Origin of the sequence: Ignisphaera cupida (assembly GCF_030186535.1) — an archaeon.
Lineage (GTDB): Archaea > Thermoproteota > Thermoprotei_A > Sulfolobales > Ignisphaeraceae > Ignisphaera > Ignisphaera cupida.
The window spans coordinates 419690-443521 of sequence record NZ_JASNVW010000001.1; the positions used below are offsets into that span (position 1 = coordinate 419690).

22 protein-coding genes and 1 tRNA gene are annotated in these 23832 nt (G+C 36.5%); 13 read left to right on the top strand and 10 right to left on the bottom strand.

The features are described 5' to 3' along the window. Nucleotides 1-4: 4 nt before the first annotated feature. The 5 genes from purF to QPL79_RS02395 are packed head-to-tail and all read right to left on the bottom strand — an operon-like array spanning nucleotide 5 to nucleotide 5243. Entirely contained in the window at nucleotides 5-1387 is a 1383-nt protein-coding gene (purF, locus tag QPL79_RS02375) for an amidophosphoribosyltransferase (RefSeq protein ID WP_285273181.1), read from the bottom strand. Continuing rightward, the gene (gene purL / locus QPL79_RS02380) at nucleotides 1388-3586 is read right to left on the bottom strand and encodes a phosphoribosylformylglycinamidine synthase subunit PurL (protein WP_285273182.1); all 2199 of its coding nucleotides are present in this window, start codon (nucleotides 3584-3586) and stop codon (nucleotides 1388-1390) included. Next, a complete protein-coding gene (gene purQ / locus QPL79_RS02385) occupies nucleotides 3586-4275 on the bottom strand; it encodes a phosphoribosylformylglycinamidine synthase I (RefSeq protein WP_285273404.1) in 690 nt (229 codons plus the stop codon). The genes purL and purQ overlap by 1 nt, the downstream gene beginning before the upstream one ends. Beyond that, on the bottom strand, nucleotides 4268-4528 hold the full coding sequence (gene purS / locus QPL79_RS02390) for a phosphoribosylformylglycinamidine synthase subunit PurS (protein WP_285273183.1): 261 nt from the start codon (nucleotides 4526-4528) through the stop codon (nucleotides 4268-4270). The genes purQ and purS overlap by 8 nt, the downstream gene beginning before the upstream one ends. After that, nucleotides 4506-5243 (bottom strand): phosphoribosylaminoimidazolesuccinocarboxamide synthase, encoded by a 738-nt coding sequence (locus QPL79_RS02395; RefSeq protein WP_285273184.1) that lies wholly within the window; start codon nucleotides 5241-5243, stop codon nucleotides 4506-4508. The genes purS and QPL79_RS02395 overlap by 23 nt, the downstream gene beginning before the upstream one ends. A gap of 223 nt (nucleotides 5244-5466) precedes the next feature. On the opposite strand from QPL79_RS02395, the gene QPL79_RS02400 reads away from it, so the two are divergent. The 3 genes from QPL79_RS02400 to QPL79_RS02410 all read left to right on the top strand — a co-directional run bounded on the left by QPL79_RS02400 (nucleotide 5467) and on the right by QPL79_RS02410 (nucleotide 9100). Continuing rightward, complete coding sequence (locus QPL79_RS02400) at nucleotides 5467-7233, top strand: hypothetical protein (RefSeq protein ID WP_285273185.1); 1767 nt, start codon at nucleotides 5467-5469, stop codon at nucleotides 7231-7233. Nucleotides 7234-7345: 112 nt separating this feature from the next. After that, complete coding sequence (locus QPL79_RS02405; RefSeq protein WP_285273405.1) at nucleotides 7346-8362, top strand: DUF1152 domain-containing protein; 1017 nt, start codon at nucleotides 7346-7348, stop codon at nucleotides 8360-8362. A gap of 174 nt (nucleotides 8363-8536) precedes the next feature. Beyond that, the gene (locus tag QPL79_RS02410) at nucleotides 8537-9100 is read left to right on the top strand and encodes an HD domain-containing protein (RefSeq protein WP_285273186.1); all 564 of its coding nucleotides are present in this window, start codon (nucleotides 8537-8539) and stop codon (nucleotides 9098-9100) included. A 60-nt stretch (nucleotides 9101-9160) separates the two neighbouring features. Here QPL79_RS02410 and QPL79_RS02415 read toward each other — a convergent pair whose 3' ends face one another. Together QPL79_RS02415 and QPL79_RS02420 are read right to left on the bottom strand one after the other, a co-directional pair. After that, the gene (locus QPL79_RS02415) at nucleotides 9161-9712 is read right to left on the bottom strand and encodes an SLOG cluster 4 domain-containing protein (protein WP_285273187.1); all 552 of its coding nucleotides are present in this window, start codon (nucleotides 9710-9712) and stop codon (nucleotides 9161-9163) included. 4 nt (nucleotides 9713-9716) lie between these two features. Then, entirely contained in the window at nucleotides 9717-10724 is a 1008-nt protein-coding gene (locus QPL79_RS02420; RefSeq protein WP_285273188.1) for a 2-hydroxyacid dehydrogenase, read from the bottom strand. 75 nt (nucleotides 10725-10799) lie between these two features. Here QPL79_RS02420 and QPL79_RS02425 point away from each other — a divergent pair, with 75 nt between their 5' ends. The 4 genes from QPL79_RS02425 (at nucleotide 10800) to QPL79_RS02440 (ending at nucleotide 16039) form a co-directional block, all read left to right on the top strand. Further along, nucleotides 10800-11567, top strand: a complete 768-nt coding sequence (locus QPL79_RS02425; protein ID WP_285273189.1) for an HpcH/HpaI aldolase family protein — start codon at nucleotides 10800-10802, stop codon at nucleotides 11565-11567. A gap of 267 nt (nucleotides 11568-11834) precedes the next feature. Then, nucleotides 11835-14084 (top strand): ABC transporter substrate-binding protein, encoded by a 2250-nt coding sequence (locus QPL79_RS02430; RefSeq protein ID WP_285273190.1) that lies wholly within the window; start codon nucleotides 11835-11837, stop codon nucleotides 14082-14084. 67 nt (nucleotides 14085-14151) lie between these two features. Continuing rightward, complete coding sequence (locus QPL79_RS02435; RefSeq protein WP_285273191.1) at nucleotides 14152-15189, top strand: ABC transporter permease; 1038 nt, start codon at nucleotides 14152-14154, stop codon at nucleotides 15187-15189. 10 nt (nucleotides 15190-15199) lie between these two features. Further along, nucleotides 15200-16039: an ABC transporter permease gene (locus QPL79_RS02440; protein ID WP_285273192.1), complete on the top strand. Its 840-nt coding sequence runs from the start codon at nucleotides 15200-15202 to the stop codon at nucleotides 16037-16039. Between the two features lie 69 nt (nucleotides 16040-16108). Here the strand turns inward: QPL79_RS02440 and QPL79_RS02445 are convergent, their stop codons facing one another. Both QPL79_RS02445 and QPL79_RS02450 read right to left on the bottom strand, forming a co-directional pair. Beyond that, entirely contained in the window at nucleotides 16109-16864 is a 756-nt protein-coding gene (locus QPL79_RS02445; RefSeq protein ID WP_285273193.1) for a DUF72 domain-containing protein, read from the bottom strand. A gap of 74 nt (nucleotides 16865-16938) precedes the next feature. Further along, nucleotides 16939-17082, bottom strand: coding sequence for a hypothetical protein (locus QPL79_RS02450; protein ID WP_285273194.1), 144 nt, complete (start codon nucleotides 17080-17082; stop codon nucleotides 16939-16941). A gap of 120 nt (nucleotides 17083-17202) precedes the next feature. Here QPL79_RS02450 and QPL79_RS02455 point away from each other — a divergent pair, with 120 nt between their 5' ends. Then, nucleotides 17203-18378, top strand: a complete 1176-nt coding sequence (locus QPL79_RS02455; RefSeq protein WP_285273195.1) for a hypothetical protein — start codon at nucleotides 17203-17205, stop codon at nucleotides 18376-18378. A 17-nt stretch (nucleotides 18379-18395) separates the two neighbouring features. Here the strand turns inward: QPL79_RS02455 and QPL79_RS02460 are convergent, their stop codons facing one another. Continuing rightward, complete coding sequence (locus QPL79_RS02460) at nucleotides 18396-19085, bottom strand: hypothetical protein (protein WP_285273196.1); 690 nt, start codon at nucleotides 19083-19085, stop codon at nucleotides 18396-18398. 246 nt (nucleotides 19086-19331) lie between these two features. Here QPL79_RS02460 and QPL79_RS02465 point away from each other — a divergent pair, with 246 nt between their 5' ends. The 5 genes from QPL79_RS02465 (at nucleotide 19332) to QPL79_RS02485 (ending at nucleotide 23714) form a co-directional block, all read left to right on the top strand. Next, the gene (locus tag QPL79_RS02465; RefSeq protein ID WP_285273197.1) at nucleotides 19332-20921 is read left to right on the top strand and encodes an ABC transporter substrate-binding protein; all 1590 of its coding nucleotides are present in this window, start codon (nucleotides 19332-19334) and stop codon (nucleotides 20919-20921) included. A gap of 1 nt (nucleotide 20922) precedes the next feature. Further along, on the top strand, nucleotides 20923-21822 hold the full coding sequence (locus tag QPL79_RS02470; RefSeq protein WP_285273198.1) for an ABC transporter permease: 900 nt from the start codon (nucleotides 20923-20925) through the stop codon (nucleotides 21820-21822). Then, complete coding sequence (locus QPL79_RS02475; RefSeq protein WP_285273199.1) at nucleotides 21822-22634, top strand: ABC transporter permease; 813 nt, start codon at nucleotides 21822-21824, stop codon at nucleotides 22632-22634. The genes QPL79_RS02470 and QPL79_RS02475 overlap by 1 nt, the downstream gene beginning before the upstream one ends. Before the next feature lie 130 nt (nucleotides 22635-22764). After that, nucleotides 22765-23616, top strand: a complete 852-nt coding sequence (locus QPL79_RS02480; protein ID WP_350309069.1) for a TIM barrel protein — start codon at nucleotides 22765-22767, stop codon at nucleotides 23614-23616. A gap of 20 nt (nucleotides 23617-23636) precedes the next feature. Further along, nucleotides 23637-23714: transfer RNA gene (locus QPL79_RS02485), tRNA-Arg, on the top strand. Nucleotides 23715-23832: the final 118 nt, after the last annotated feature.

A 23832-nucleotide genomic window follows, 5' to 3' on the forward strand; every position in this document is an offset into this window, starting at 1 on the left:
ATAATCACCTCACAAAAGATTTTTCCAGAGCATCAACATCTAATCCTCTGAATGGATAAAGTCCTGTGAAACATGCATAGCATAGCAATGGTATTCCAACAGCTTTTCTAAGTCCTTGGATACTGTTATAGCCAACACTATCTGCTTCTATAGCTCTAGCAATATCATCTAAGTCCATTAGTCTCCAAGCAATTAGCTCATCTCTAGACGCAACATCTATACCCATAAAGCATGGGTATCTAAATGGAGGACTAGCAACTCTTACATGAACTTCTCTAGCACCTATTTCCCTAAGCCTTCTCACAATGTTTCTCATGGTTGTTCCTCTAACAATAGAGTCATCAACTAAAACAATCCTCTTACCATTTACCACATCTTTGACAAACCCATATTTGAATCTGAATATAAAATCTCTCATTGTTGGAGGTGCTATGAATCCTCTGCCAACATATTTATTGACAACGATACCTTCTTCAATTGGTATTCCAGAAACTTTGCTAAAACCTATTGCAGCTGCTCTACCACTATCAGGAACAGGTATCACAACATCACCATTTGTTGGAACCTCTTTAGCAAGTTCCTCACCCATTCTAACCCTAGAAACATAGATGTTAACACCATTAAAAACAGAATCAGGTCGAGAGAAATACACGTATTCAAAAACACATGGCGATACAAACCTGGATATTGGTGATTTTGTTTGCTCCAATGATCTTCCATCAAATGATATGATTTCACCTGGTAAAACCTCTCTCCAAGGATAGGGACTAGCAATTTCAAGAGCAGCTGTTTCTGATGCTATGTACAACTCGTTATTTGCAAAAGATATTGATAAAGGTCTGAACCCATGTGGATCTTTAGCAACAACAACTCTAGGCTCCGAGGTCAGAACTGCTATGCTGTAACCCCCAACAACATACATTGGCAGAATCTTCAAAGCCTCAACAACATCATTTCCAAGCTCTTTAGCAAGCCTGTATAAAAGCATTGAAAGAAGTTTTGCATCGCCATTGACATTGCCAAATCCAAACGCTTTTGCAAGACTAGCATAGTTTGCTATTGTGCCATTAAATGCAACAGCTATTTTGAGGCTATTATCTCCAACAACAATGGGCTGAGCCTGGGAATCTAAATAGCCACCAGATGTTGAGTATCTCACATGTCCTATGCCACCAACAATTCCATCGAGATTGTACAGCAGATAAAGATTTTCGTAACTAAGAGCTTCAACAACAAGACCTTTGCCAACAACTCTGTGTATACTACCATCTCTTGTAGCAACAGCTATTCCAGCTGCTTCCTGCCCTCTGTGCTGCAACTCCAAAAGAATAGATGTTATAATAGATATTGCGTTACCAGAGCCCATGTATCCAGCAATTCCACACATTCAAGCCCCACTCTCAAGATCCTTTTCCAACTCATTTTCATATTCATAAGCAAGCTCATTGAGATCAAAACTCGCTACAACTCTCGAACCATTCCATATAACAACACTTGGCTTATCAATAACATTACCAACAATACTTACTCTAACACCTAACTTGTTTGCTAGTTTCTTGAAGTCTTCAATCCTATCTCTTTTAACCTCAACAACATATCTTGCTTGTGTTTCTGAGAACAACACTTCATCAATTCTTTGAATCCCCCTTGCATAAATTTTTGATACATCAATCTCAAATCCAAGTTTTCCAGTAATAGCCATTTCAGCTACAGCAATAGAAGCTCCACCTATGCTAACATCATGTACAGCATTGACAAACCCAAGGCTTATTGCCTTTAGAATAAACCTTGCATTTCTAATCTCAGATACTGGTCTAGGCTTTGGTATTTCACCTTCCTCAACTCCAAACAATCTGTAGAGATATTCGCTACCTCCAAGCTCAGGATATGTAACACCTACAATAGCTATTGCTGAACCACTTTCTTTGAAGCCCATAGTCATTGCATTATCAATGTTCTCTATCTTGCCAACACCAACAATTGTTGCTGTAGGCTTTATTTGCTTGCCCATGTGATCCTCATTATAGAAACTCACCTTGCCACCAACAACTGGCAGTTTAAGCTCCTCAGCCATCCAAGCAACACCCTTCAACATCATTTCAAAATACCAGAAATGCTCTGGCTTCTCAGGATTTCCAGCATTAAGCTCATCAACTATGGCAATAGGCTTTGAACCCACAGCAACAAGATTTCTAAAACACTCACCAACAGAATTTGCTGCTCCATTGAATGGATCGAGAGCAGTGTATCTGGGGTTTGCATCACCTTTTACAGCAATACCTCTTTTGCTTCCATCTAAAAGCCTCAAAACAGCTGCATCACCATACCCAGGCTTAACAACAGTTCTAATCCCTACCTCATAATCATATTGCTCGTAGATCCACCTCTTCGATGCAACATTAGGGGATGAGACTATGGATAGTATGGCCTTTCTATAGTCCGGCTCTGGAGGAAGAGCAAAAACTGGTTTTAAACCCTTTAGCGCCTCCTGTGGTGGTGTAGAAGCTCTTCTAATTGGTCTTGGCTTTGCAAGCTCCTTTGCAGGCACCTCAGCAACTTTTATTCTATTGAAGTAAACCCTTATAACTCCATCATCTGTAAAATAGCCTATGAAGCTATATGCCAAATCAAATTTTGTTAGAACCTCCTCAACCTCATTGATTTTACTTGGATCAACAACTATAAGCATCCTTTCCTGACTTTCAGAAACAAGCAACTCTAGAGGAGTAAGCTTTTCTCTTATGTGAAGCTTTTCAAGATGAATAACCACTCCAAGGCCGTGGTCAGCAGCTGTTTCGCTTATAGCTGTTGTTAAACCACCGCCACCAAGATCCTTAACATATTTAACAAGCTTCTTCTTTACAAGAACCTGTATAGAATCTATTAAAAGCTTCTCAGTTAAGGCATCACCAACTTGAACAGCACCAATATCCTTATCCACATCATCTGAAAGAGGCTTTGATGCAAAGCTACTTCCAAGCAAACCATCTCTTCCAGTTGAATTACCAATTATAGCTATTACATCCCCTGGTTTTGGAGAATCCAAAACAATATCTCCAGTTTTTGCTATACCAACACAAGCAACATTAACAAGAGGTTGCGTATTGAATGCTTCATCAAAAAACGTATCACCTGCTACAGTTGGAACACCTATTCTATTTCCATAATCGCTAATACCCTTGACAATGCCTCTTATTAACCAGTTTGCATGAGAGTTTCTTGGATTGCCCATGTACAACATATCTAGAAGAGCTACAGGCTTTGCTCCCAAGGTTAGAATATCACGCACTATGCCACCAATACCAGTTGCAGCTCCGTTATATGGATCAACAGCTGATGGATGATTGTGACTCTCAATCTTGAAAACAACAACCCAGTTACTAAAAACCTTTACCGCAGGAGCATCCTTTCCAGGTCCAACCAACACATGCTTACCTTCTGTTGGTAAAAGCTTTAAAAGAATTCTACTGCTCTTATATGAGCAATGCTCACTCCACTGAGCTTCAAACATTGCCAGCTCTTCAGCTGTTGGCTCTCTCCCAAGTATTTTCCTAATCTCACTAACCTCATCACTTGTTAAGGGCATTACCAACCCCTCTTCAAGGAATATGCAATGCTTTCAAATATTGCTCTACCACCAGCTCTAAACCCTTTTGGAGCCAAAACATCTTCAGAAGCTCTTTCTGGATGAGGCATTAACCCAAGGATTAGGCCATCCTCTGTAGCAATTCCAGCAACATCATATAGACTTCCGTTGGGGTTAAAACCAGGGCAATATCTTATTATTGGCGATGATGAGGCAACACTTTTGTATGTCTCCTCATCTATGTAGTACCTCCCCTCAGCATGGGCAACAGGCATATCCAAAACCTGACCATCACTCACAAGAGAAAGCCATGGACCCTTAGGATTCTTAACACATGTCCTAACCCATCTACACACAAACCTACTATTTTCATTTGGTAGAAGAGCACCTGGAAGAAGATTTGCTTCAACAAGTATTTGAAACCCATTGCAAATACCTAGAACAGGCACCCCCTCATCAACAGCATTGCGAAGCTCTTCAATAGCTTGAGTGTTTGCTGCTATGGCTCCTGCTCTAAGCCAGTCCCCGTAGCTGAAGCCCCCTGGAATTATAACAGCATCCCAGTTTCTCAAAGAAAAGTCTTTGTACCACACAATCTCAGATTCAATACCAATAACATTTTTTAGAACATTATGAACATCCTCATCACAGTTCGTTCCAGGAAACTTTAGAATAGCTATTCTAGCTATGGGGCCTCACCTCTATGTCGTGTACAATGGGATTGTATATTCTAAGTCTCACGCAAATCTCCTTCGCTATGTTCATAGCCTCTTCAACGCTATTAGCATTTACTTCAAGCAGAAAATACTTCCCAGTTCTAACACTTGAAACCATCGAGTATCCCTTTCTCAGTATGAGATGCTTGTGTATTGTCTCCCCCTCTGGATCTCTAACCCCTCTCTTATTCATTATTATAACCTCAATAAGATGAGAAGACACCATCTACACTCACACCAACAACTTCAGCAAGACGCAAATATGCCTTGAGAAGAAGACCAGCATCTTTTGTTCTTCTAAAAACCTCTTTATCAAGGTGATTACCATTTTCATCAAGAACTCTGAAGGTGTCTCCAGAAATCTCATCTGCCACTAATATTTCTCCTGATCTTGATTTTCCAAACTCAAGCTTTACATCAACAAACTTGAGCTTTTTAGATTCAAAGAATTTTGTTAAAATATCATTGACTCTCAGACTAACACTCTTTATAAAATCAAGTTCCTGCTCACTTAAAATACCGGTTCTGATTAGATCCTCCTCCAAAACGAGTGGGTCGTGAAGATCGTCATCCTTGTAGTGAAATTCTAGTAGAGGTGGCTCAAGCTTTTGCAGAGGCTTGTAAATAGGTAATCTTCTAAGTAGTGATCCATAGGCATAGTTTCTAACTATTACTTCAACAGGTATTATTTCAAGTTTTTTAACAATTATTCTTCTAAATCCGTCATATTCTATGAAATGAGTTTTGATGCCAGCATCATTAAGAAGTTTGAAGAAAAAGGCAGAGATTCTTGCTGCTAAAACACCTTTGCCAATCGCAACTGCTTTCACAAGCCCATCAATAGCTGTGACATCATCTTTGAACTCAATTACAAGTGTATCCTCATCCTTTGCATAAACCCTCTTACTCTTACCCTCGTAAATAAGTTGCAAAGTATTCATTTGCACCACACTTACTTTAGTTGTGTAATACTCTATATAAGCCGCACATTTACATACTCAAAAATATATATACATAAACTATGCAATGATTGTAAGAAACTTTCAATATTTGGTTTAGTATAAGACAAACCAGTAAGCTTTTCATATATCATGAAACACTTGCTTCACAACAGACCTTATTAAGCTATAGATACAAAATAATTGCTTGAATCAGGTAAGAAAAATGGTTGTAGGAAAAACTATGAAATTAATTGCATCAATACTGCTAATATCAATAGCAATAGCTGCTTCCATAGGACAGCTTAGCCTAGCTCAAACTACTACAACAACTACTACTCCAAAGCAATCAACAACAAATGTAAATGCCTCAAATGTTACATACCAGGTATTTTTAGCTAAAGCACTAGTACTTAGAGAAATGCTTAGCAGAGTACAAGCATTGAATATCTCAAGCGAGTTAAAATCTGAGATATCAGCTCTACTAGCTATAAACATATCAAAGCTGCCTCTCGATGAGCTTAAAGAGTGGATTTACAACGCATCAAAAGTTCTTTCAGATGTTCATAAGGAAATTGTGGTTGGTGGAAGAGCTTACGCTGTTGAAATAGTTTTAGAGAGATATATTAATGGTTTGAAAATAGCTATTGAAAATAGGGTTAAGCACATAGAAAAGAAATACAATATAACAATACCTGTAGAAAGTATTGTAGCTAACATAACTAAAGCTAAAAACATTAGAGAAGTTAACAAAGCTTTAAAAGAGCTTGAAAAGGAGATGGAGCGTGAAAGAGTAAAGAAGTTTGCTAACATAGTTCTCAATGCAACAGCTAAGGAGCTTGCCAAGGGAGTTCCAAAAGGTATTGAGGAAGCGTATAAACATTTAAACATAGTCATAAACATTCTGAATCAAACTGTTAAAAAATTGGAAAAAGCTAACGTGTCTAAGGATATTATTGCATCACTGAATATAGCCATTGAGAAAGTTATTGAAGCTAGAAATATTGTTGTCAACATATCTAAGCGCATTACTATTGAGAAACCTGTAAATATCTCTGCTGTTGTATCAAAGGTTGTTAAGAATAAGACTGAAGAGGCTTTAGAGGAACTAGAGGAATTAGAGGAAGAACTTGAGAACTTAAGAAATGTCTCTATAAGCACTAACATCACAACAAAAATTAACGAGCTTCTACAAAGAATTGAAGAGCTAAAAAAGAAAATAGCTAATGCGAGCATAGAGGACTTAAGTAGGTGGATGCCTGATCTAGCAGAAATAAAGGCTTGGATAAAGGCTATTAGAGATGAGTACAAGGAGCTGCCAAAGTCTTTGCCTGCTGCAAATGTGGATAAGGCATATAATGTGACCATTGGAAAGGCAGAAAAACTCTTGGAAAAAGTGAAGCAAATGCTTAGCTACATAAGGAATATGACCAAGGATCTCAAATATTGTATAATGATATATCCACCACCACCAGTATGTAAAGTTCTAGAACCAGCATTCATTAACTGGGTAAACAATTCAATTAAAACAGCTGAAGATTTAATTACAACAGCAAAGCAACAGTATGAAGCTGGTAACAAGATAACAGCTTTAATACTTGCAAACAAAGCATATTCCATACTAAAAATAGTTGAAGGACAACTAAAACCAATTTATGAGTTATTGCTTAAGTCAAAAAGTGCACAACAAATATCTACTCAAACACAAAAACCATTGCTAGAGGTTAAAGAGGCTAGAATTGAGCGTAAAGGTCTCACCTCTGTACTTATTTTAAAGGTTAAAAACAATGGAAATGTAGATGTGAAGATAACAAGCATAACAATAATGCTGAAACCAAAACCAGTATCAATTCAAAAAGAAGTTACTATTAGTGCCGGTGCTGAGCAAACAATTAGCATACAGCTCTCTATACCCATAATTGAAAAAACTGTAGATATAGTTATTACAACATCTAGTGGAGAAACAATAGCTTCAAGTGCAGAGGTGGAGTAAAGCAAAAACAACCTTTATAATTTTTTTACAATTCAATTTTTTAAATACATAAAATTTTTATCTAATTTGAAGATTTATCTGATGTGTATAGCTGGGGTTGTCTTTATTGGACATGTTTTTGAGTAGAGGTACTAAATGTTTATTGTTTTTTGCAGCTGGTGGTGGAGGTGATGCTGCAACAGCTTCAATGCTTTCATTGGCTGCTAGAAGAGTTGGTTTAAAATCCTTTGTTGCTAGTGTTATTTGGGAGAGGTTTGTTGTTGATCCTGTTCCAGGTCCGATACCATTTGAGGAAATAGTTGGTGGTAAAATCATTGGCAACTTTTCTATGCTTGTCAATGGTTTTTCAAAGGCTTTTAGAGGTGGTAGAGAGGTTATTTTCCAAGCCGCTAAAACGTCTATGGTTCTTGGAGAGCCCATAGCTGTTGTTGATCTTGTGAAGGGTGTCTATGGTGTTATGAAGGGGTTGGAGGAGATAATGAGTTATTTTGGATGTGAAACTGTTGTTACTGTTGATGTTGGTGGAGATATTCTTGCAACTGGTTTTGAAGATGATTTGTGGAGTCCTCTAGCAGATTTTATTGGTCTTGCAGCATCAGCTTCACTCAATAGTGTTATAGCTGTTCACTCACCTGGTAGCGATGGTGAGTTATCTCAGGAGTATGTATTGAAAAGAATTTCACTAGTTGCTGAAAATGGTGGTTATTTGGGTGCTAGAGGTGTTACGAAGGAGGATGTTGAAAACCTTGAAAAAATACTTGAAGTTGTTGAAAGTGAGGCAAGTAGAGCAACATTGTTAGCTGCCAAAGGGGTTTGGGGATTTACTGCTTTGAGAAAGGGAAGTAGAGAATCATTCATAACACCAGTAAATCTCCTAACGTTCTTTCTAGACGCAAAAACTGTTGCATCTCTAAACCCTGTAATCAAGGAGATTAACAATTGCGAAGAGATTGAGTGTGCAAGAAAAAAGCTTAACAGCTTATGCATATTCACAGAACTTGATCTGGAAGAGGAGGTTTATAAGCTAATTCAAAAAGGTGTTGAAATCAATGGTAATATTCTAGTCGACATAAAGAAGAGGTTTAAAAGCACCTGCAAAACACTTACAAAGCAAAGCTCAAAGCCATAATGAAACAACTTCTAACCTCTTCACCCTTTAATGAATAAATCTAAGGCATTCTCAATTTACTTTAATGAGTTTAAACATCTACTTTACTACTAAAACCTTATAAAGCATTGATCTATTAATTACATACCAAAACCGTTTTGGCTTAGATAAAACCCTAGTTGTGTGGTATGTTAAATGATTTCAAGAACGGAGGCTTTAAATCTTTTGAGAAAGTATTTGGTAGATGAAAAGATGATAAAGCATTGCATTGCTGTTGAAAGCATTATGAGAAGTTTGGCTAGGATGCTTGGAGAAGATGAGGAGCTCTGGGGCCTTGTAGGATTGTTGCACGACATAGACTATGACTATGTAAATAGAGATATGAGTAGACATGGCTTGGAAGCATTAAATATTCTGAAAAACGTTTTACCTGAAGATGCTTTACAGGCTATTGCAGGTCATAATGAACATAATGGCTTTGTAGTAACAAGTGAGAAAGCTAAGAAGCTTCTACATGCCCTAAGAGCGGCAGATCATACCGCAGGTTTAATAGTTGCAACTGCATTGGTTATGCCAGGAAAGAGAATTTCTGAAGTGAAATTAAATACGCTTATGAGGAAGTTTAGGTCAAAAGACTTTGCTAGAGGGGTGGATAGAAGTAGGATAATGGAGGTGCAACAACTGGGGTTAGGCGTAGAAGAGCTTCTTAAGCTAGCATTGGAAAGTTTGAAGAATGTTGCACAAGAACTTGAGCTATAAGCAAAAAAGATGCAAAGCTTGTAGTAGAATTCATGTAGTATGACCATGTTTAAATGTTTTTTAGCCAATTCTTTTTCTTTCAGAAACTCTTTTAATAATGTTTTTGGTGCAAACCTCATTTGCAAGAGCTTCAACAAGTTTTTCTGGATCTGAAAACATTTTTATTTCGGATAGGGCTCTTCTATCTATGTGTGGTGCTAAAAGCTCTATTCTATCGCTTGACAAACCCGATTTTAGAACATAAACAGGTTTTCCCTCTGTATAAGCTGCTACAATCTCATGTATTGTACCACTTTCGCCACCCACGGCTATTAAAGCATTGCATGATCTAACCATGAACACGCTTCTAACCCTGTAGTCAACTCCAGGCTTAAACACTATAGCTTCTTCAGGAAAATCTGTTTCCTCACCTGATATTGGAGAAACAATAACAACTTGAAAACCATTTTCTATTGCTCTATCAACAATGTTTTTCATAAGCCCCCAGTAACCACCTACAAAGATGACCACATTGCTGCAATACCTTTTCAGATTATCTACAACCTTAATCGCGTTGATAACAACACTCTTCTCTGGCTCTTCACTATAGGCAGCAAAACATATTTGAATCATTTCACTAAACACCCTTAACCCTCTTGTTTCTAGCAAATTCTTTAACTGTGGGGTTGATGGCATCTAGAGGTTCTTCACCATTGAGAACTTTTATAACATTTTCAGCAGCTCTCATAGCCATTGCCCTTCTGCTTTCCTCTGTTAACCAAGCTATGTGAGGTGTTAGTACAGTATTTGGAAGTTTCACAATTTCATCAGTTGGTGGGATAGGCTCAACATGAAAAACATCTAGTGCTGCTCCAGCCAATCTACCACTTTTTAGTGCTTTCACAAGAGCTTTATGATCTACTACTGCTCCTCTGGATATGTTGATTAGTATAGCGTTTTGCTTCATCATATAGAGTTCTCTCTCCCCTATCAAACCCCTGGTTTTTTCTGTTAACGGCACTGAAACAACTATGAAATCAGAGTTTTTGAGAAGATAATCAAATTGCGAAAATTCCACACCAAGTCTTTTCTCCAACTCAATTTTTCTCTCAATATCATAGTAAATAACCTTTAGCCCAAAACCCTTAGCTCTTTCAGCAATTCTAGCCCCTATTCTTCCAAGCCCCACAATCCCCAGCGTCTTACCTCTCAAACCAATTCCGATAAAGAGTTGTTTATCAAATGGTTTTTCAAACCATTTACCAAGCCTTACAAAACTGTCCGCAGTACAAATTTTTCTAGTTATGCACAGAAGCAGAGCAATAGCATGATCAGCAACAGCATCGAAAAGCTCTTCAACAGGTGTTATAGTTACCCATATCCCAAGTCTTGTAGCTGCATCCACATCAATATTGTCATATCCAACACCATGCCTTGCAACAATCAATAACCTACTAGAATTCTCTAAAACTCTTTTTGTAAATGGCTCAACACCCATAGAGATAACAGCATCAAAATCTTTCACAACATTCATCAACTCATCTTCGCTTCTCAAAGGCTTATCAGATACAACAACTTCTGCAACACCTCTAAGCAACTCAACAGCATCTTGGTGTATAGGAGCAGTTAACAAAACCCTCCTCATGTATAATCACAAACATATGTTGAAGCAACTAAGATTTAAATATTTTGAAAAGAAATTGATGCAAAGGTGGATAAATTGTCTAAACTCAAAAAGATTTTGAAAAGTGGTGAAGTTGCTTTAGGAACTTGGATAACAATAGCTCATCCAGATGTTGTTGAAGCTATATCCACATTACCAATAAATTGGCTTGTTTTTGATATGGAGCATGCACCTATAGATGTTTCAAACCTGGAAATTCTTCTAATGGGTGTTAAAAACCCTGACATAGCCTCTATTGTTAGAGTTCCATGGAATGACATGGTCGTTATAAAAAGAGTTCTAGATGTTGGAGCAACAGGTATTCTAGTTCCATGGGTCAACACAAGAACAGAAGCTGAAAATGTTATGAAGTATGTTAAGTATCCACCAACTGGTGTACGTGGTGTGGGCCCAAGAAGAGCTATTCTCTACGGAGCCATAAACTTTCTAGACTACTACAAAAAATTTAAGCTAGAAGACCTTGTAGTTGCTGTTCAAATTGAGACTGAAGAAGCATTAAAGAATCTTGAAGAAATTGTGAGCGTCAATGGAATAGACATATACTATGTAGGTCCAATGGATCTTTCAACAAATCTTGGCATACCACTTGAATACAACCACCCAAAATTTGTTGAAGCAATACAAAAAGTTCTAAAAACATGCGAAAAATTCGATAAAACCCCAGGAATACATGCCTTCGACACACAATTAGCAATAAAATACATTGAAATGGGATTCAAATTCGTAGCCATAATGTCAGACATAAGCATCTTAAGAAGCTCATTAGCAAAAATGATTGAAATCATAAGAACCAAAAATAAATAAGCCATGGATTATTGTAACAAGAATTAAAGTAGAATTGTAGCATTAAACATTAATGATTATAACAGTTCATTCCTTTTCAATACTATTTGAAATGTTATTTTAAAGAGCATAGCCTTATCAATGTATTCTAGTTATACCAGCATCAGTAATGTTAAAATGTTAATAAAGTCTTAGTGTTGTTATGCTTCTATTAATACTAAATGTTCCAATAATTTGCATTAAAATTTTTAAAACTAGCTTAAAAATCAATATCTAGGGTTGAACTCAATGCACATCCTAGTAAAAGCAAAGAAAATTAAGGGTAAAGCAGAAACTCATACAAAAATTCTTACCACAATTACTGCTATCGCATTAATTATCCTAGTTGCATTATCAAGCACTTATACAAGAGCACAGGTTGCAATACCTAGAGAAGACACAGTGCATGTTATAGGAGCTCAGTGGGGGCCTCCACCAGGCTGGAATCTATTTCAACCATCCACAACATGGGGAACTTGGGGCTATCTTTATATGCCTCTCTTCACCTACAGCGCTTTGAAAGATGCATGGCTCCCTGTAATTGCTGAAAGATTTGAGTTTGTTGATCCCTATACACTTAGAGTTTATATAAGGCCTCAAGCTAAGTGGAGTGATGGAAAACCAATAACAGCTTATGATGTTGAGTTTACATACTTTGTTGTACAAAAGGTAAAACTTGGTCCAGGTGTTGGTTGCTGGGATTATGTTGAATATATAAAGGCTATTGGAGATAAGGTTGTTGAGACCAGAATTAAGGATCCGCCAAGAAACTACTTCTCATTCATAGGTTGTGCACTAGGACTCTATCCAATGCCAAAACATGTTATAGAGCCTTTGTGGAATCAAATGGGTGAGAAAATAAAGGAATGGAAAAACGATGATCCAGCAAAACAAGTTGTTTCAGGACCATACAAACTATATTACTATGATACTGATAGAGTTATATATGCTAGAGTTGATGATTGGTGGGGCAAAGATATATTTGGTTTACCAAAACCAAAATACCTTGCACACATAATATATAAGGATAATCCATCAGCTAATACAGCATTTGAAAAGGGAGATGCAGATTGGGCAGGAACCTTCATACCCTCGGTATGGACATTGTTTACTAAAGGCATAGGCACATGGTATAAGAGCAAACCATATTATGTTGGTTCAGGACCAAACTTTCTCTATCTAAACTTAAACAAGACAGCATTTCAAAATGTAGCTGTGAGAAAGGCTATAGCATACGCAATACCATATACTGATATGCTTGAAAAAGCTTACTTCGGTTACTCACCACAAGCTACAGCTGTAGCTGTACATCATGTGTTTGAAGTTTATAGAAAGTACATATTCACGGACCTTTGTCAGATGTATCTAGGATCTACAGAATGCTTCTTTGCAACAGATCTTGATAAGGCCAAGAAGATTTTGGATGATGCAGGCATAATTGATAGAAATGGTGATGGTATTAGAGAACTTCCAGATGGAACACCACTAAAAGACTTAACAATATCTGTTCCATATGGATGGACAGATTGGATGATGATGTGTGAAATGATTGCAGAAAACCTTAGAAAGATAGGCATAGATGTTCGAACATACTTCCCAGACTTTAGCGTATGGTGGAACAATATTATTGAAGGAAAATATGATATGGTTATAGGATGGGATGGGGGTATAGGCTTTGATCATCCATGGGGTGTTTATAGATGGGTAATGGACCCAAGGCTATCAGCACCTGCAGGCAACTGGGAAAGATATAACAACAAAGAAGTTATACCATTAATAGACAATGCAGCAAGTAAAGCATATGATCCAACAGCATATGTCGAAGCCATAAAGAAGTTGCAAGAAATATGGTTAAGAGATTTACCAGCAATACCATTGTTCTATGGAGCTCATTGGTACGCATACAATACAAAATACTGGATAGGATGGCCTAACAACGATAATCCATGGTGGTGGCCTGCTGCACCATGGGATGCAGGTGCATGGCCAATACTCTTCGGCATAGCCAAAGCAGGTGAAACACCAACACCACCAAAATGGGTACAAACAATTGACAAAGGTGGATTACTCATCCCGACCTCAATAATATGGCAACAAATAGTGAGATTAGTAGCAACGCCAACGCCTACACCTACACCTACTCCAACTCCTACACCAACTCCAACACCCAAGCCCACTCCTACACCGACTCCTACTCCTACTCCAACGCCTACACCTACACCAACTCCGACTCCCACACCAACTCCTAAGCCAACACCATCTCCAACACCTACAATAGCACCAACAATAACAACAACTGTTACAACTGTTGTTACTCAAACAATTGAAAGAACTGTTACAACAATATCAACAATGTTATCAACAGTTGTTTCAACAGTGTTATCAACAACAACATCAACTGTTACACAAACAGTAACAGAATGGACAACAACAATAGCAATAGCAATAGTGTTATTCATAATAGGATTCGCAATAGCATGGACAATAAAAAGAAAATAAACAAAAACAAATTTTTAAACTTTAATTTTTTTAATCTAGTTATAAACTGATGTGAGATGAATCAATCATGGTTTCAGATAAAAGGTTTAGAATATCACCTGTTGTTATCTTTTTGGTGAGAAGATCAGCGTTTTTGATAACAACATATTTTATCGCATTGACAATAGTGTTTATATTGCCTAGAGCCATACCTGGAAATCCATTGGCTTTGCTTTTAACACAATTGTTTCAGCAAGCTCAAACAAATCCAGAGGCTATAAGAGAGGTTTACAAGAAGTTAATGGAGGAGTTTGGCATTGGCAAACCAATTTATGTGCAGTACATAGAATTTCTTTCAAGAGCTTTTAGAGGTGATTTAGGAACCTCTATTGCGTTCTATCCTAAGAAAGTTATAGATTTAATTGCTCCCGCAATTCCATGGACACTTGCTTTACTAGTACCTGCAACAATTTCTGCATGGACTGTTGGTAATTTAATTGGAGCTGTAGCAGGCTATAAGCGGGGAAGTAAGTTCGAAAAAACAGTGCTTATTTCATCACTGATACTATCTCAAACACCTTATTATTGGTTGGCAATGTTACTTATGTTTGTTTTGGCAGTAAGGCTTAATATCTTTCCATATGGTGGTGCTTATAGCCAAGATCTAATACCGTCGTTTGCACCTCAATTTATATTGGATGTTTTGTGGCACTATGTTCTTCCATTTCTTTCAATATTTTTATCAGCTATAGGTGGCTGGGCCATAGGCATGAGAGTTTTAACGATATATGAGCTAGGCTCGGATTACATGACTTATTCAGAGTCTTTAGGTGTTAAAGAATCAATTATATTTAAATATGCATTTAGAAATTCATTACTGCCTCAAGTAACAGGCCTAGCTCTCTCCCTGGGCTCTGTTTTAGGTGGTGCACTAATTACAGAGGTCGTATTCAATTATCCTGGAACAGGTTACATACTATTTAGAGGCTTATCAACACTTGACTATCCCCTAATCCAAGGGGTATTTGTAATATTAATAGCGACACTTTACATAGCTAATTTTGCTGTAGACTTTGTTTACGCATTGATAGATCCTAGAATTAGACTTGCAGGTGAAAAAGTGTAGGGGTGACTCTATGAATCCACTGATATATATGCTGCTTAGAAACATGAGGTTTGTAGTAGGTTTATCAATATTTATGATAGTAGTTCTTTTAGGAACAATTGGACCTCTCATATATACCAAGGATCCTTTAAGTTTTGCAGGTCCTATGGAAACACCTCCATCTCCTCAATACCCCTTAGGAACAGACACCTATGGCAGAGATATTTTGGCTCAATTGCTATGGGGAACTAGAAACTCTTTATATGTAGGGCTTTTAACAGCAGTCATAGCAACAATCATAGGTCTTGTAATAGGCTCTGTGGCTGGTATAAAAGGTGGTATCATAGACGAGGTTCTCATGTCTATAACAAACATAGTTTTAAGTATACCAGGCATGCTCCTAGCAATTCTAGTTGCTAGTTACTTAAAGGTTAGAGCTATGGAAATGGTAGCACTGCTTCTAGGTGTCACATCGTGGCCATGGTTTGCAAGAGCTATTAGAGCTCAGTTAATGAGTTTGAAGGAGAGAGAATATGTATACTTATCTAAGATGGCTGGTCTCGAAGATCTTAAAATAGCATTTGCAGATTTACTACCAAACATAGCATCATACGTGTTCATGGCTTTTGTTCTCTATGTTAATGGTGGTATCCTAGGAGAAGCTGGATTATCTATAATAGGTGTAGGGCCTACTAGAGGTGTTACCCTGGGGTTGATGCTTCAGTGGGCAGCATTGATGGAGGCTGTTAGAAGAGGGTTGTGGTGGTGGTTTATACCGCCAGGAGCAGTTATGGTTGCAGCAACATCCTCGTTAATGGTAATTTCAACAGCATTAGATGAAATATTTAATCCGAGACTAAGACAAGGCTAAATTTTAACCAATTGTTTTAATTAAATACGTAACTATTATTCATTTGGCAGAGGTTATAGAAACAATAATTTATAGCAAAAACTGCTTCACTAGGTTTTTGAATTCTTGAGCATTTTGAGCCATATAAACATTGTTGAATAATACAAATATTTCCTTGCTTTTCTCCACAACTCTCTTTGTAATGCTCAGAAGGTTTGCAAGGTCCTGGTTTGTGTATCTATATTTGTAGTTTACCTCTCCACTGCCTATTCCATGCAATCTGAAGTAGGCTGTGTTTTTGTCTACTGCTGGAAGGGTTTTGAATGGATCAACAACATGAATTAAATTCTTGAATCTAGAAACTATTTCAGTTATTTTGTCTTTGTGTTGCATCCATGTTCCTCTGGGTTCCCACCCAATTAAAAAGTTGTGTGTAGCTGTAGATGAGAAAAATTCAATAGCATTTCTAAAGTTCTCTTCATTATATCCAAAACTTGGTGGTGTTTGAATAACAATGACCTTTGCGTTTAAGGCTTTTGCACCTTCGACAACCTTTTCCCAGGCATCGAAAACTTCTTTAGTTGGTCTTAAAAATCCATATCTATCACTAAGGCTTTTATCTGGTATTGTTTTTGCTTTTTTCCAAGTTGGTGAATCAAGTGGATGTGTTATAGCCTGCCATGCCTTCATCGCAAATACAAAACTTGGTGGTGCCTCGCTTGCAATTTTTTTAAGTTTTTCTGGATCTGGAGGATTGTAGAAAGTCTCCTGAATTTCAACAACATCGAATATTGAAAAGTATTTTTCTCTGCTTATGCAAAAACCACAGCAACCAACAAATACCATGTTAAATCACATTAATGATCTTGTTCTTAACACTCATTTAAGCATTTAGAGATATGCGAAAATTGTGTGAAGTGCTAGTAGCATTTTCTCTCAACTTCTTTAACACATTCTTCAACACATGAGTTGTAGGATTCTCTATCGATGGCCTCTTCAGAGCATGCATCTCTGCAAAATCTATATGGATGTGTTTTTACATAGTCATCACAAACAATTTCCATGCATACACCAAAAAGATTTTTGTTTACAGCATTAATTAGCTTAATGAAAAGATGTTAAAGAATAAATCTTTATACTAATATAATGATTAATATATGTTGTAGTTGTGGTGTTTTAAAGCTATGGTCATTAAATTTATTGCTTTACAATATACTGTTATAATGCTTCTTACTTTTACTGTTCAATTCCTTTACTCAGAACACGTTGTTTTGCCATATCTAGGAGCTCCAAATGCTATTTGTTTTTACAATGGCACTGTGTATGTTTTTGGTTTTGAAAATAGTAGTAAAGTTCCAAGAGCATTTGCTATTTCCTTTGATGTGCAAAACAATAATGTTGTGAAAATATTCAATGGTTCTTTTGGAGGTTTTTACAATTGTATTGTTTATGAAGATAAAATTTATGTTGTCGGCTTTGAAAACATTTCCAATGTTTTCTCATGGGCTTTGACGATATTTAGCTCTAGTTTACATTTGGAGAGAATGGTACTTGAGAACCTGTCTAGTGGAATCAATGTTGCAATGGATATTGTTGTACACAATAACAGTTTGTATGTTGCTGGTGTTGTTAACAAATCAGGTAATGCCTTCATTAGAATTGAGAAAAGATCTCTTAAAACACTAACTATTGAGTCTGTGCTCAATATTCGCATTGGTTCTGCTGTTGGTATTGTTCCAAGGCTTTACATAATCAAAAATTTCTTGGTTATTGCCTATACAAATCGCGAAAAAGGGGTGATATCAATGGACTTTCTAGACACGAATCTTAACCTCGTTAATAGAATTAATGTGAATATTAATGGTTATTTGTATAGCATTGTCTCAGACAATAACTGCATTTATATAGGTGGATCTTTTGGTGTTGCAAAAATTTGTGATGGTAAAGTTAATAACTTGGTTTATCTTTATGGTGGTGATGCTCTAAGTGTGAAATTTTATAATGAGAGTTTAATTGCATTAGTTTCAACCCCTATTGGAATAGATAGTGCTCAAATCAATGTTTATGCATTGGACAAGAATCTTAATATTTTATGGAGAAAACATCTAAATAACTCATATAGGCATTTGCTCTACATAAAACCAGTTGAGATAGTTGAAAATAGTATTGTCATAGCCTCTTCATCATCTTCAGGTTTTTGGACGCTAAACAAGTTTGCAATCCCACAAATAAGCACTAAGGCTGATAGAGACTTTATTACATGCTATACTGAAGTGGTTATTGTATTGTCATATCTTCTAACCATGGCTATTATAATTATATTAAGATTGTTAAGATATAGTAGAATGCAGAGAAGGTAAAATCAAATGTTTGGTAGCTAGTAGAAAGGTAGTATCAAAGCTATTATGATCATGGCAATAGATGCTGCTACTTTGAATAGCCTTTGTCTAGATAGCAAATATCTATAGGCTTTTTCAATCTTTGTCAAGCCTGCAACAGCTATTGCAATGAGTATTAGTGGAGAAACAAAAATTGCTGTATATAGCATTGCTAGTGGAAACCATAACAGCAGCTCCATATTTGCAGTAACAAAATTGAATACAATGTATAATCCAGCACTACATGGAAGTAGTGTAAAAGATGCTACAAAGCCAAGTACTGAAATAATGAAAACACTTGTTTTTGTATTTGCAAATCTATTTAGATTTAGCGTTGAAGCAATTTTACACTCAATTCTATCCTCTCTACATACCATCTCACTTGCTTCACCCTCAAAAAACATTGTATAAACAATCATTGCTAAGGCGTAAACAATTAGAATAGCTGATAAAATCCATCGAGGTGGAGTCCATGAAGCAACTAATGTTTTGAGAATAACTCCAAAAAGTAAATAGCCTATGTAAACAGAAGACACAAAGGCTGCAGCAGTTTTTGCTATATGCTTTAACCCAGCTAATGAAGCAGATAGGAGAAGTGATACATATAAAGCGAATATGCATGGATCTATAGAATCTGCTAACGCACCAAAAACAATTAGTGTAAGTAACTGCCAAATGCTAAAATCCAACTATTTTCACCACTATCCATATAATCGCTTTATTGAAACAAAATAAGTTTTTGTCAGAATCTCTAACCCCTATCACCAATCATTTTCGAGGACCCCATTCATCATCTAGCTATGAACTAATTTACTGCGAGTTAGCTTATATAATTATCTTACATTGGGTAACTGTTTAAACTATTTAAATAGATTATAACAACAGGTTTAAATATGTTTAAGGATTCAATATTCTTAAGATGAAGGTGATTTGATATGAGGAATATAAATAAAAATATTGTGGTAATCCTTGTAATAGCTTTTGTTATAATTATGTTTCTGTCTGCTTTCTATGCTTATAATATTCACAGAGTACATTCTACAGTCACAATTACATATACCTATACCTACTCTGTTACCTCTAGATTATCTCCACTTACCATTGCTATTTCAACAGATATATCAACTGTTGATATTCATTTTGCTACTGGTGTAGCTGATTTTGAGATTCTTGGAAAAGTTTATGAGTCTCTATTCAAAATTGTTTTAGATAATGGAAAACTTGAATATGTTCCGTGGCTTGTGAAATACTATAAACAGTTGAACGATACCACATGGATTTTTGTTATTAGAGACAATATTTATTTTCATAATGGTAAGAAACTTGATGCTTGGGATGTTAAAGCAAGTTTAGAAAGATCAATGAGGATATCGCCAATAGGAAGAATGTTGTTGAGAGATTCAAGTGGTAATCCAATAATTAGTGATATTACAGTTTTAAATAGTACGGCAATTGTTCTAAAATTAAGCAAGCCCTTTACTCCTTTAATAGAGCACTTAGCCCATCTAGCAACAGCTATAATGCCTAGAGAAATAGCTGAAAAATATTGGAATAGCCCAATAAACTCCACAGCTGATGTTATTGGAACAGGGCCATTTAGATTTATTTCATATGAAAAGGGGTCGAAGATTGTTCTAGCAAGATTTGATGGTTACTGGAGCAAAAAACCAAACATATCACTATTAACATACTTGATTCTTCCAAATCCATCAGCAAGAATATCAGCGGTTCTTAGTGGATCAGCAGATATAGCTGTTGGCATATCACCTGATGATGTGTCTAAGCTAAGATCAAGCGGTATCAGCATTTATAATGTTACTGGTGTTAGACTTGTTCTAGTTGCAATAAATTGTAAGAGAATTCCAGATGTGCGCATTAGACAAGCATTGAACTATGCCATTGATAAGAAGGCTATAGTTAAAGATCTTTTGAATGGATTTGCAGCAATTGCTAATAGCGTTACCTCGCCTGTTTTCCCTAACGTCTATACAATGAATCCATATGAATACAATGTTTCCAAGGCTAAAGAACTTTTAAAAGAAGCAGGCTTTTCAAACAAAACTTTGAAGCTTTTGGTATCAACACGAAGTGCAAAGGATATTCAATTAGCTCAAGTTATACAACAATATCTTGCTGCTATTGGAATAAATACTGAAATTATTCAAATGGAGCATACAGCATTTTTGAAAAAGGTTTTTGGAGAGCATGATTTTGACCTTGCAATATATGGGCCATCACCATCGTCTTTGTACTACGCATTAACATATTGGAGAACAAATGCTAGTTTAAATGGTCCTCAATACAGCAATCCAGTATATGATAAGCTACTGGATGATATTGCTAGTGAGGTTAATGAAAGTAGGAGAGCTTTGTTATATAAAGAAGCTCAAGAGATTTTGTGGAGTGATGCACCAGCTATATGGCTTTACTATGAAGATATTATAGTTGCTGCAAAACCATCTATAAAAGGATTGCAGATATTGCCATTTCAAATGCTTGTTTTGGATAATGTGTTAGTTGATTAATATGATGTGGTGGTTAATTGCAAAAAGCATTGCAAAAACCCTTACCTTAATTCTCCTAACCACAGCAACAATATATTTGGTTGCAAGAGCTTTTCCTGGCGATCCAATAACTGTTTTATATGGTGAGCAACCAATATCAGATGAGGTTAGAAAAGCTGTTGAGTCTAGACTTGGTTTAGACAAGCCTCTTTATCTACAGATTTTGATTTACTGGAGAAGAGTTTTTACAGGTGATTGGGGTGTATCAACATTTTTTGCAAAACCTGTTTTCCAGGTTGTTTTTCAAAGCTTTATCAACTCTTTGAAGCTTGCTGTATCAGCAACAGTTTTAACAACATTGGTATGTGTTTTGCTAGCTTACTTATCAATGGCTAAGGGTTTTAAAATGCTTTCCTCGGTTTTCCCAACACTTTCCTCATCAATGCCTGCAGCTGTTTGGGGGGTTGTTCTAATGGTTTTTGCAGCTTATTTGAAAATACCAATAGGTTTTGGCAGCATGTCAATGCCTTTGCTAACACTTGTTGTTGCTGGAACAGGGGTTTTTTACAGGATTTTGCAAAGTCTTCTAGAAAAAACCTTTTCAGAGCCCTTTGTGGAAATGTACAAAGCTTTTGGTATGTCAATAGAAAAAATTTTTCTGAAAGCATTGAGATATGCTATGCCTGTTTACTTAACAGCAACTTTCTATAGAATGGGGCTTATAATAGCTGGTGCAATGGCTACAGAGGTTATCTTTGCCTATCCGGGAATGGGTTTGCTATTGGTTCAAGCATTTTCCTCAAGAGATTACCCTGTTTTAATTGGATGGACAACAATAGTTTCAGTAACGCTATCGGTTTTGAACATGGTTTCAGATATTCTCCATATCTATATGGATCCTAGACTAAGAGGTGTTGTTTAATGAATATTTGGACAAAAATCAGTATAGTCGTTCTTGTTGTAGAAGCTTTTTTAGCTGCTTTTCCACAGCTTTTTTCACATTATTCCCCAACAACAATAGATCTTACTAACAGACTTGCTCCACCATCTATAGCTCATTTTCTTGGAACCGACACTCTTGGGAGAGACGTTTTTATAAGACTTCTCTATGCCATTAGATATTCGTTTACTGTAGCCAGTTTCTCACTAGTATTATCGCTTTCAATAGGGCTTTTAATGGGAAGTTTATCAGCTATTGTAGGAGGCTTTGCAGATTCTATGCTTTCAACTCTTTTTAATATTCTCTATATCATACCAGGTTTCTTCATAGCAATAGCTCTATCAATTCTAATCGGATCTGGCTTAACAACAACTTCAATAGTAATTGGATTGAGTCTAGCACCAATCTTTTATAGACTTTGCAGATCAGCTGCAAAAGAGATTTTAACACAGCCATATATAGAAGCTGCAAAAGCTCTTGGAGCTTCTACAAACTGGATCATCTTTAGATACGTTGGTAAGGAGCTTTTCTACATAGCGTTAACAACAGCAATATTTCTTCTATCAGATGCTATTGCATTTGAAGCTTCTCTTAGTATTTTAGGACTAGGTGTTCAACCTCCAACGCCAACTCTAGGTAATATGATTGCAGAATACAAAGAATATGTGTTTACATCTCCACATCTCCTAATATATCCAGTAATGGTTATAGCAACAACCATAGCATCTCTGAATACACTAGCTAATGAAGTTGGGAGAAAACTAAATGTGTTGATGAAGAATAGTTTGTTATAGAGTTGAAATTTCATATGGGTTTTGTCTCAAAAGCTCAAGTCTATAAATAGATTTTCATTTTATTTTAGTGTTTAAGGTAGTAGAATTTTTGAATAGTTTAGATGCTACATTTAAGATGAGTGATTTAAAAATGCCAAGAACTATTTCAAAACTTCATTTTGGAACTGCCGGCATACCCAATTCAACTCCTAGGAAGTCTACTCCCAATGGTGTTAGAAGAGTTTGGGAGCTGGGTCTCGACGCTATGGAGATTGAGTTTGTTAGAGGTGTTAGAATGAGTAGTGAAATAGCTGAAGAGGTTAGAAGCATTGCTAATGGTTTAGGTGTTTTGTTAACTGTTCATGCACCTTACTACATAAACCTCAATTCTTCTGATAATTCAAAAGTTGAAGCCAGTATTAACAGAATTCTTGAAAGTGCTAGAATTGGGTTTAGAGCTGGTGCTTGGAGTGTTGTTTTTCATAGCGGCTACTACGGTTCTTTCACAAGTGATGAGGCTTATAGAAGAGTTAGAGACGCTATCAAAGTTATTGTTTTGAGACTTAGAGATGAGGGCATAGATATTTGGATAAGACCAGAGCTAATGGGTGGAACAAGTGAAATTGGATCACTTGAAGAAGTAATTAAATTAACTGAGGATATAGGCGATAATGTGCTACCCTGTATAGACTTTGCGCACTTGCATGCAAGAACAAATGGAAAGTACAATACATATGAAGAGTTTAGAGAAGTTCTAAACATGTTAGAGAATAGATTAGGGAAAGAAGCTTTACAAAATATGCATATACACATAAGTGGTATTGAATACGGAGAAAAAGGTGAAATAAAGCATCTAAATCTAAAGGAATCTGACTTTAACTATCAGGATTTGGCAAAAACACTAAAAGAATACAACGTAAAAGGGGTGGTAATAAGTGAGTCACCAAATCTAGAAGAAGATGCAATACTATTTAAACAAGCCTATGAAAAAATAAAAACCTAAGTAAAAAGGAAAAGATAAATGGGCCCGTAGCTCAGCCAGGACAGAGCGCCGGCCTCCTAAGCCGGTGGTCGGGGGTTCAAATCCCCCCGGGCCCGCCACAGAATTAAATAATTGACACAAAGAATTCAATCACAAATACAAATTACTTCACATCAATGAAATATTGTATAACTAATGGTAAAGAGAATAACTAATGAGAATTACCGCAAGAAGATT

What these genes read in the sequence shown, in the direction of transcription:
- purF (WP_285273181.1), bottom strand. Translation starts at nt 1,387, where the DNA reads ATGTGTGGAATTGCTGGATACATGGGCTCTGGTAACGCAATATCTATT.
- purL (WP_285273182.1), bottom strand. Translation starts at nt 3,586, where the DNA reads ATGCCCTTAACAAGTGATGAGGTTAGTGAGATTAGGAAAATACTTGGG.
- purS (WP_285273183.1), bottom strand. Translation starts at nt 4,528, where the DNA reads ATGGTGTCTTCTCATCTTATTGAGGTTATAATAATGAATAAGAGAGGG.
- QPL79_RS02395 (WP_285273184.1), bottom strand. Translation starts at nt 5,243, where the DNA reads ATGAATACTTTGCAACTTATTTACGAGGGTAAGAGTAAGAGGGTTTAT.
- QPL79_RS02400 (WP_285273185.1), top strand. Translation starts at nt 5,467, where the DNA reads ATGGTTGTAGGAAAAACTATGAAATTAATTGCATCAATACTGCTAATA.
- QPL79_RS02405 (WP_285273405.1), top strand. Translation starts at nt 7,346, where the DNA reads ATGTTTTTGAGTAGAGGTACTAAATGTTTATTGTTTTTTGCAGCTGGT.
- QPL79_RS02410 (WP_285273186.1), top strand. Translation starts at nt 8,537, where the DNA reads ATGATTTCAAGAACGGAGGCTTTAAATCTTTTGAGAAAGTATTTGGTA.
- QPL79_RS02415 (WP_285273187.1), bottom strand. Translation starts at nt 9,712, where the DNA reads ATGATTCAAATATGTTTTGCTGCCTATAGTGAAGAGCCAGAGAAGAGT.
- QPL79_RS02420 (WP_285273188.1), bottom strand. Translation starts at nt 10,724, where the DNA reads ATGAGGAGGGTTTTGTTAACTGCTCCTATACACCAAGATGCTGTTGAG.
- QPL79_RS02430 (WP_285273190.1), top strand. Translation starts at nt 11,835, where the DNA reads ATGCACATCCTAGTAAAAGCAAAGAAAATTAAGGGTAAAGCAGAAACT.
- QPL79_RS02435 (WP_285273191.1), top strand. Translation starts at nt 14,152, where the DNA reads ATGGTTTCAGATAAAAGGTTTAGAATATCACCTGTTGTTATCTTTTTG.
- QPL79_RS02440 (WP_285273192.1), top strand. Translation starts at nt 15,200, where the DNA reads ATGAATCCACTGATATATATGCTGCTTAGAAACATGAGGTTTGTAGTA.
- QPL79_RS02445 (WP_285273193.1), bottom strand. Translation starts at nt 16,864, where the DNA reads ATGGTATTTGTTGGTTGCTGTGGTTTTTGCATAAGCAGAGAAAAATAC.
- QPL79_RS02450 (WP_285273194.1), bottom strand. Translation starts at nt 17,082, where the DNA reads ATGGAAATTGTTTGTGATGACTATGTAAAAACACATCCATATAGATTT.
- QPL79_RS02455 (WP_285273195.1), top strand. Translation starts at nt 17,203, where the DNA reads ATGGTCATTAAATTTATTGCTTTACAATATACTGTTATAATGCTTCTT.
- QPL79_RS02465 (WP_285273197.1), top strand. Translation starts at nt 19,332, where the DNA reads ATGAGGAATATAAATAAAAATATTGTGGTAATCCTTGTAATAGCTTTT.
- QPL79_RS02470 (WP_285273198.1), top strand. Translation starts at nt 20,923, where the DNA reads ATGATGTGGTGGTTAATTGCAAAAAGCATTGCAAAAACCCTTACCTTA.
- QPL79_RS02475 (WP_285273199.1), top strand. Translation starts at nt 21,822, where the DNA reads ATGAATATTTGGACAAAAATCAGTATAGTCGTTCTTGTTGTAGAAGCT.
- QPL79_RS02480 (WP_350309069.1), top strand. Translation starts at nt 22,765, where the DNA reads ATGCCAAGAACTATTTCAAAACTTCATTTTGGAACTGCCGGCATACCC.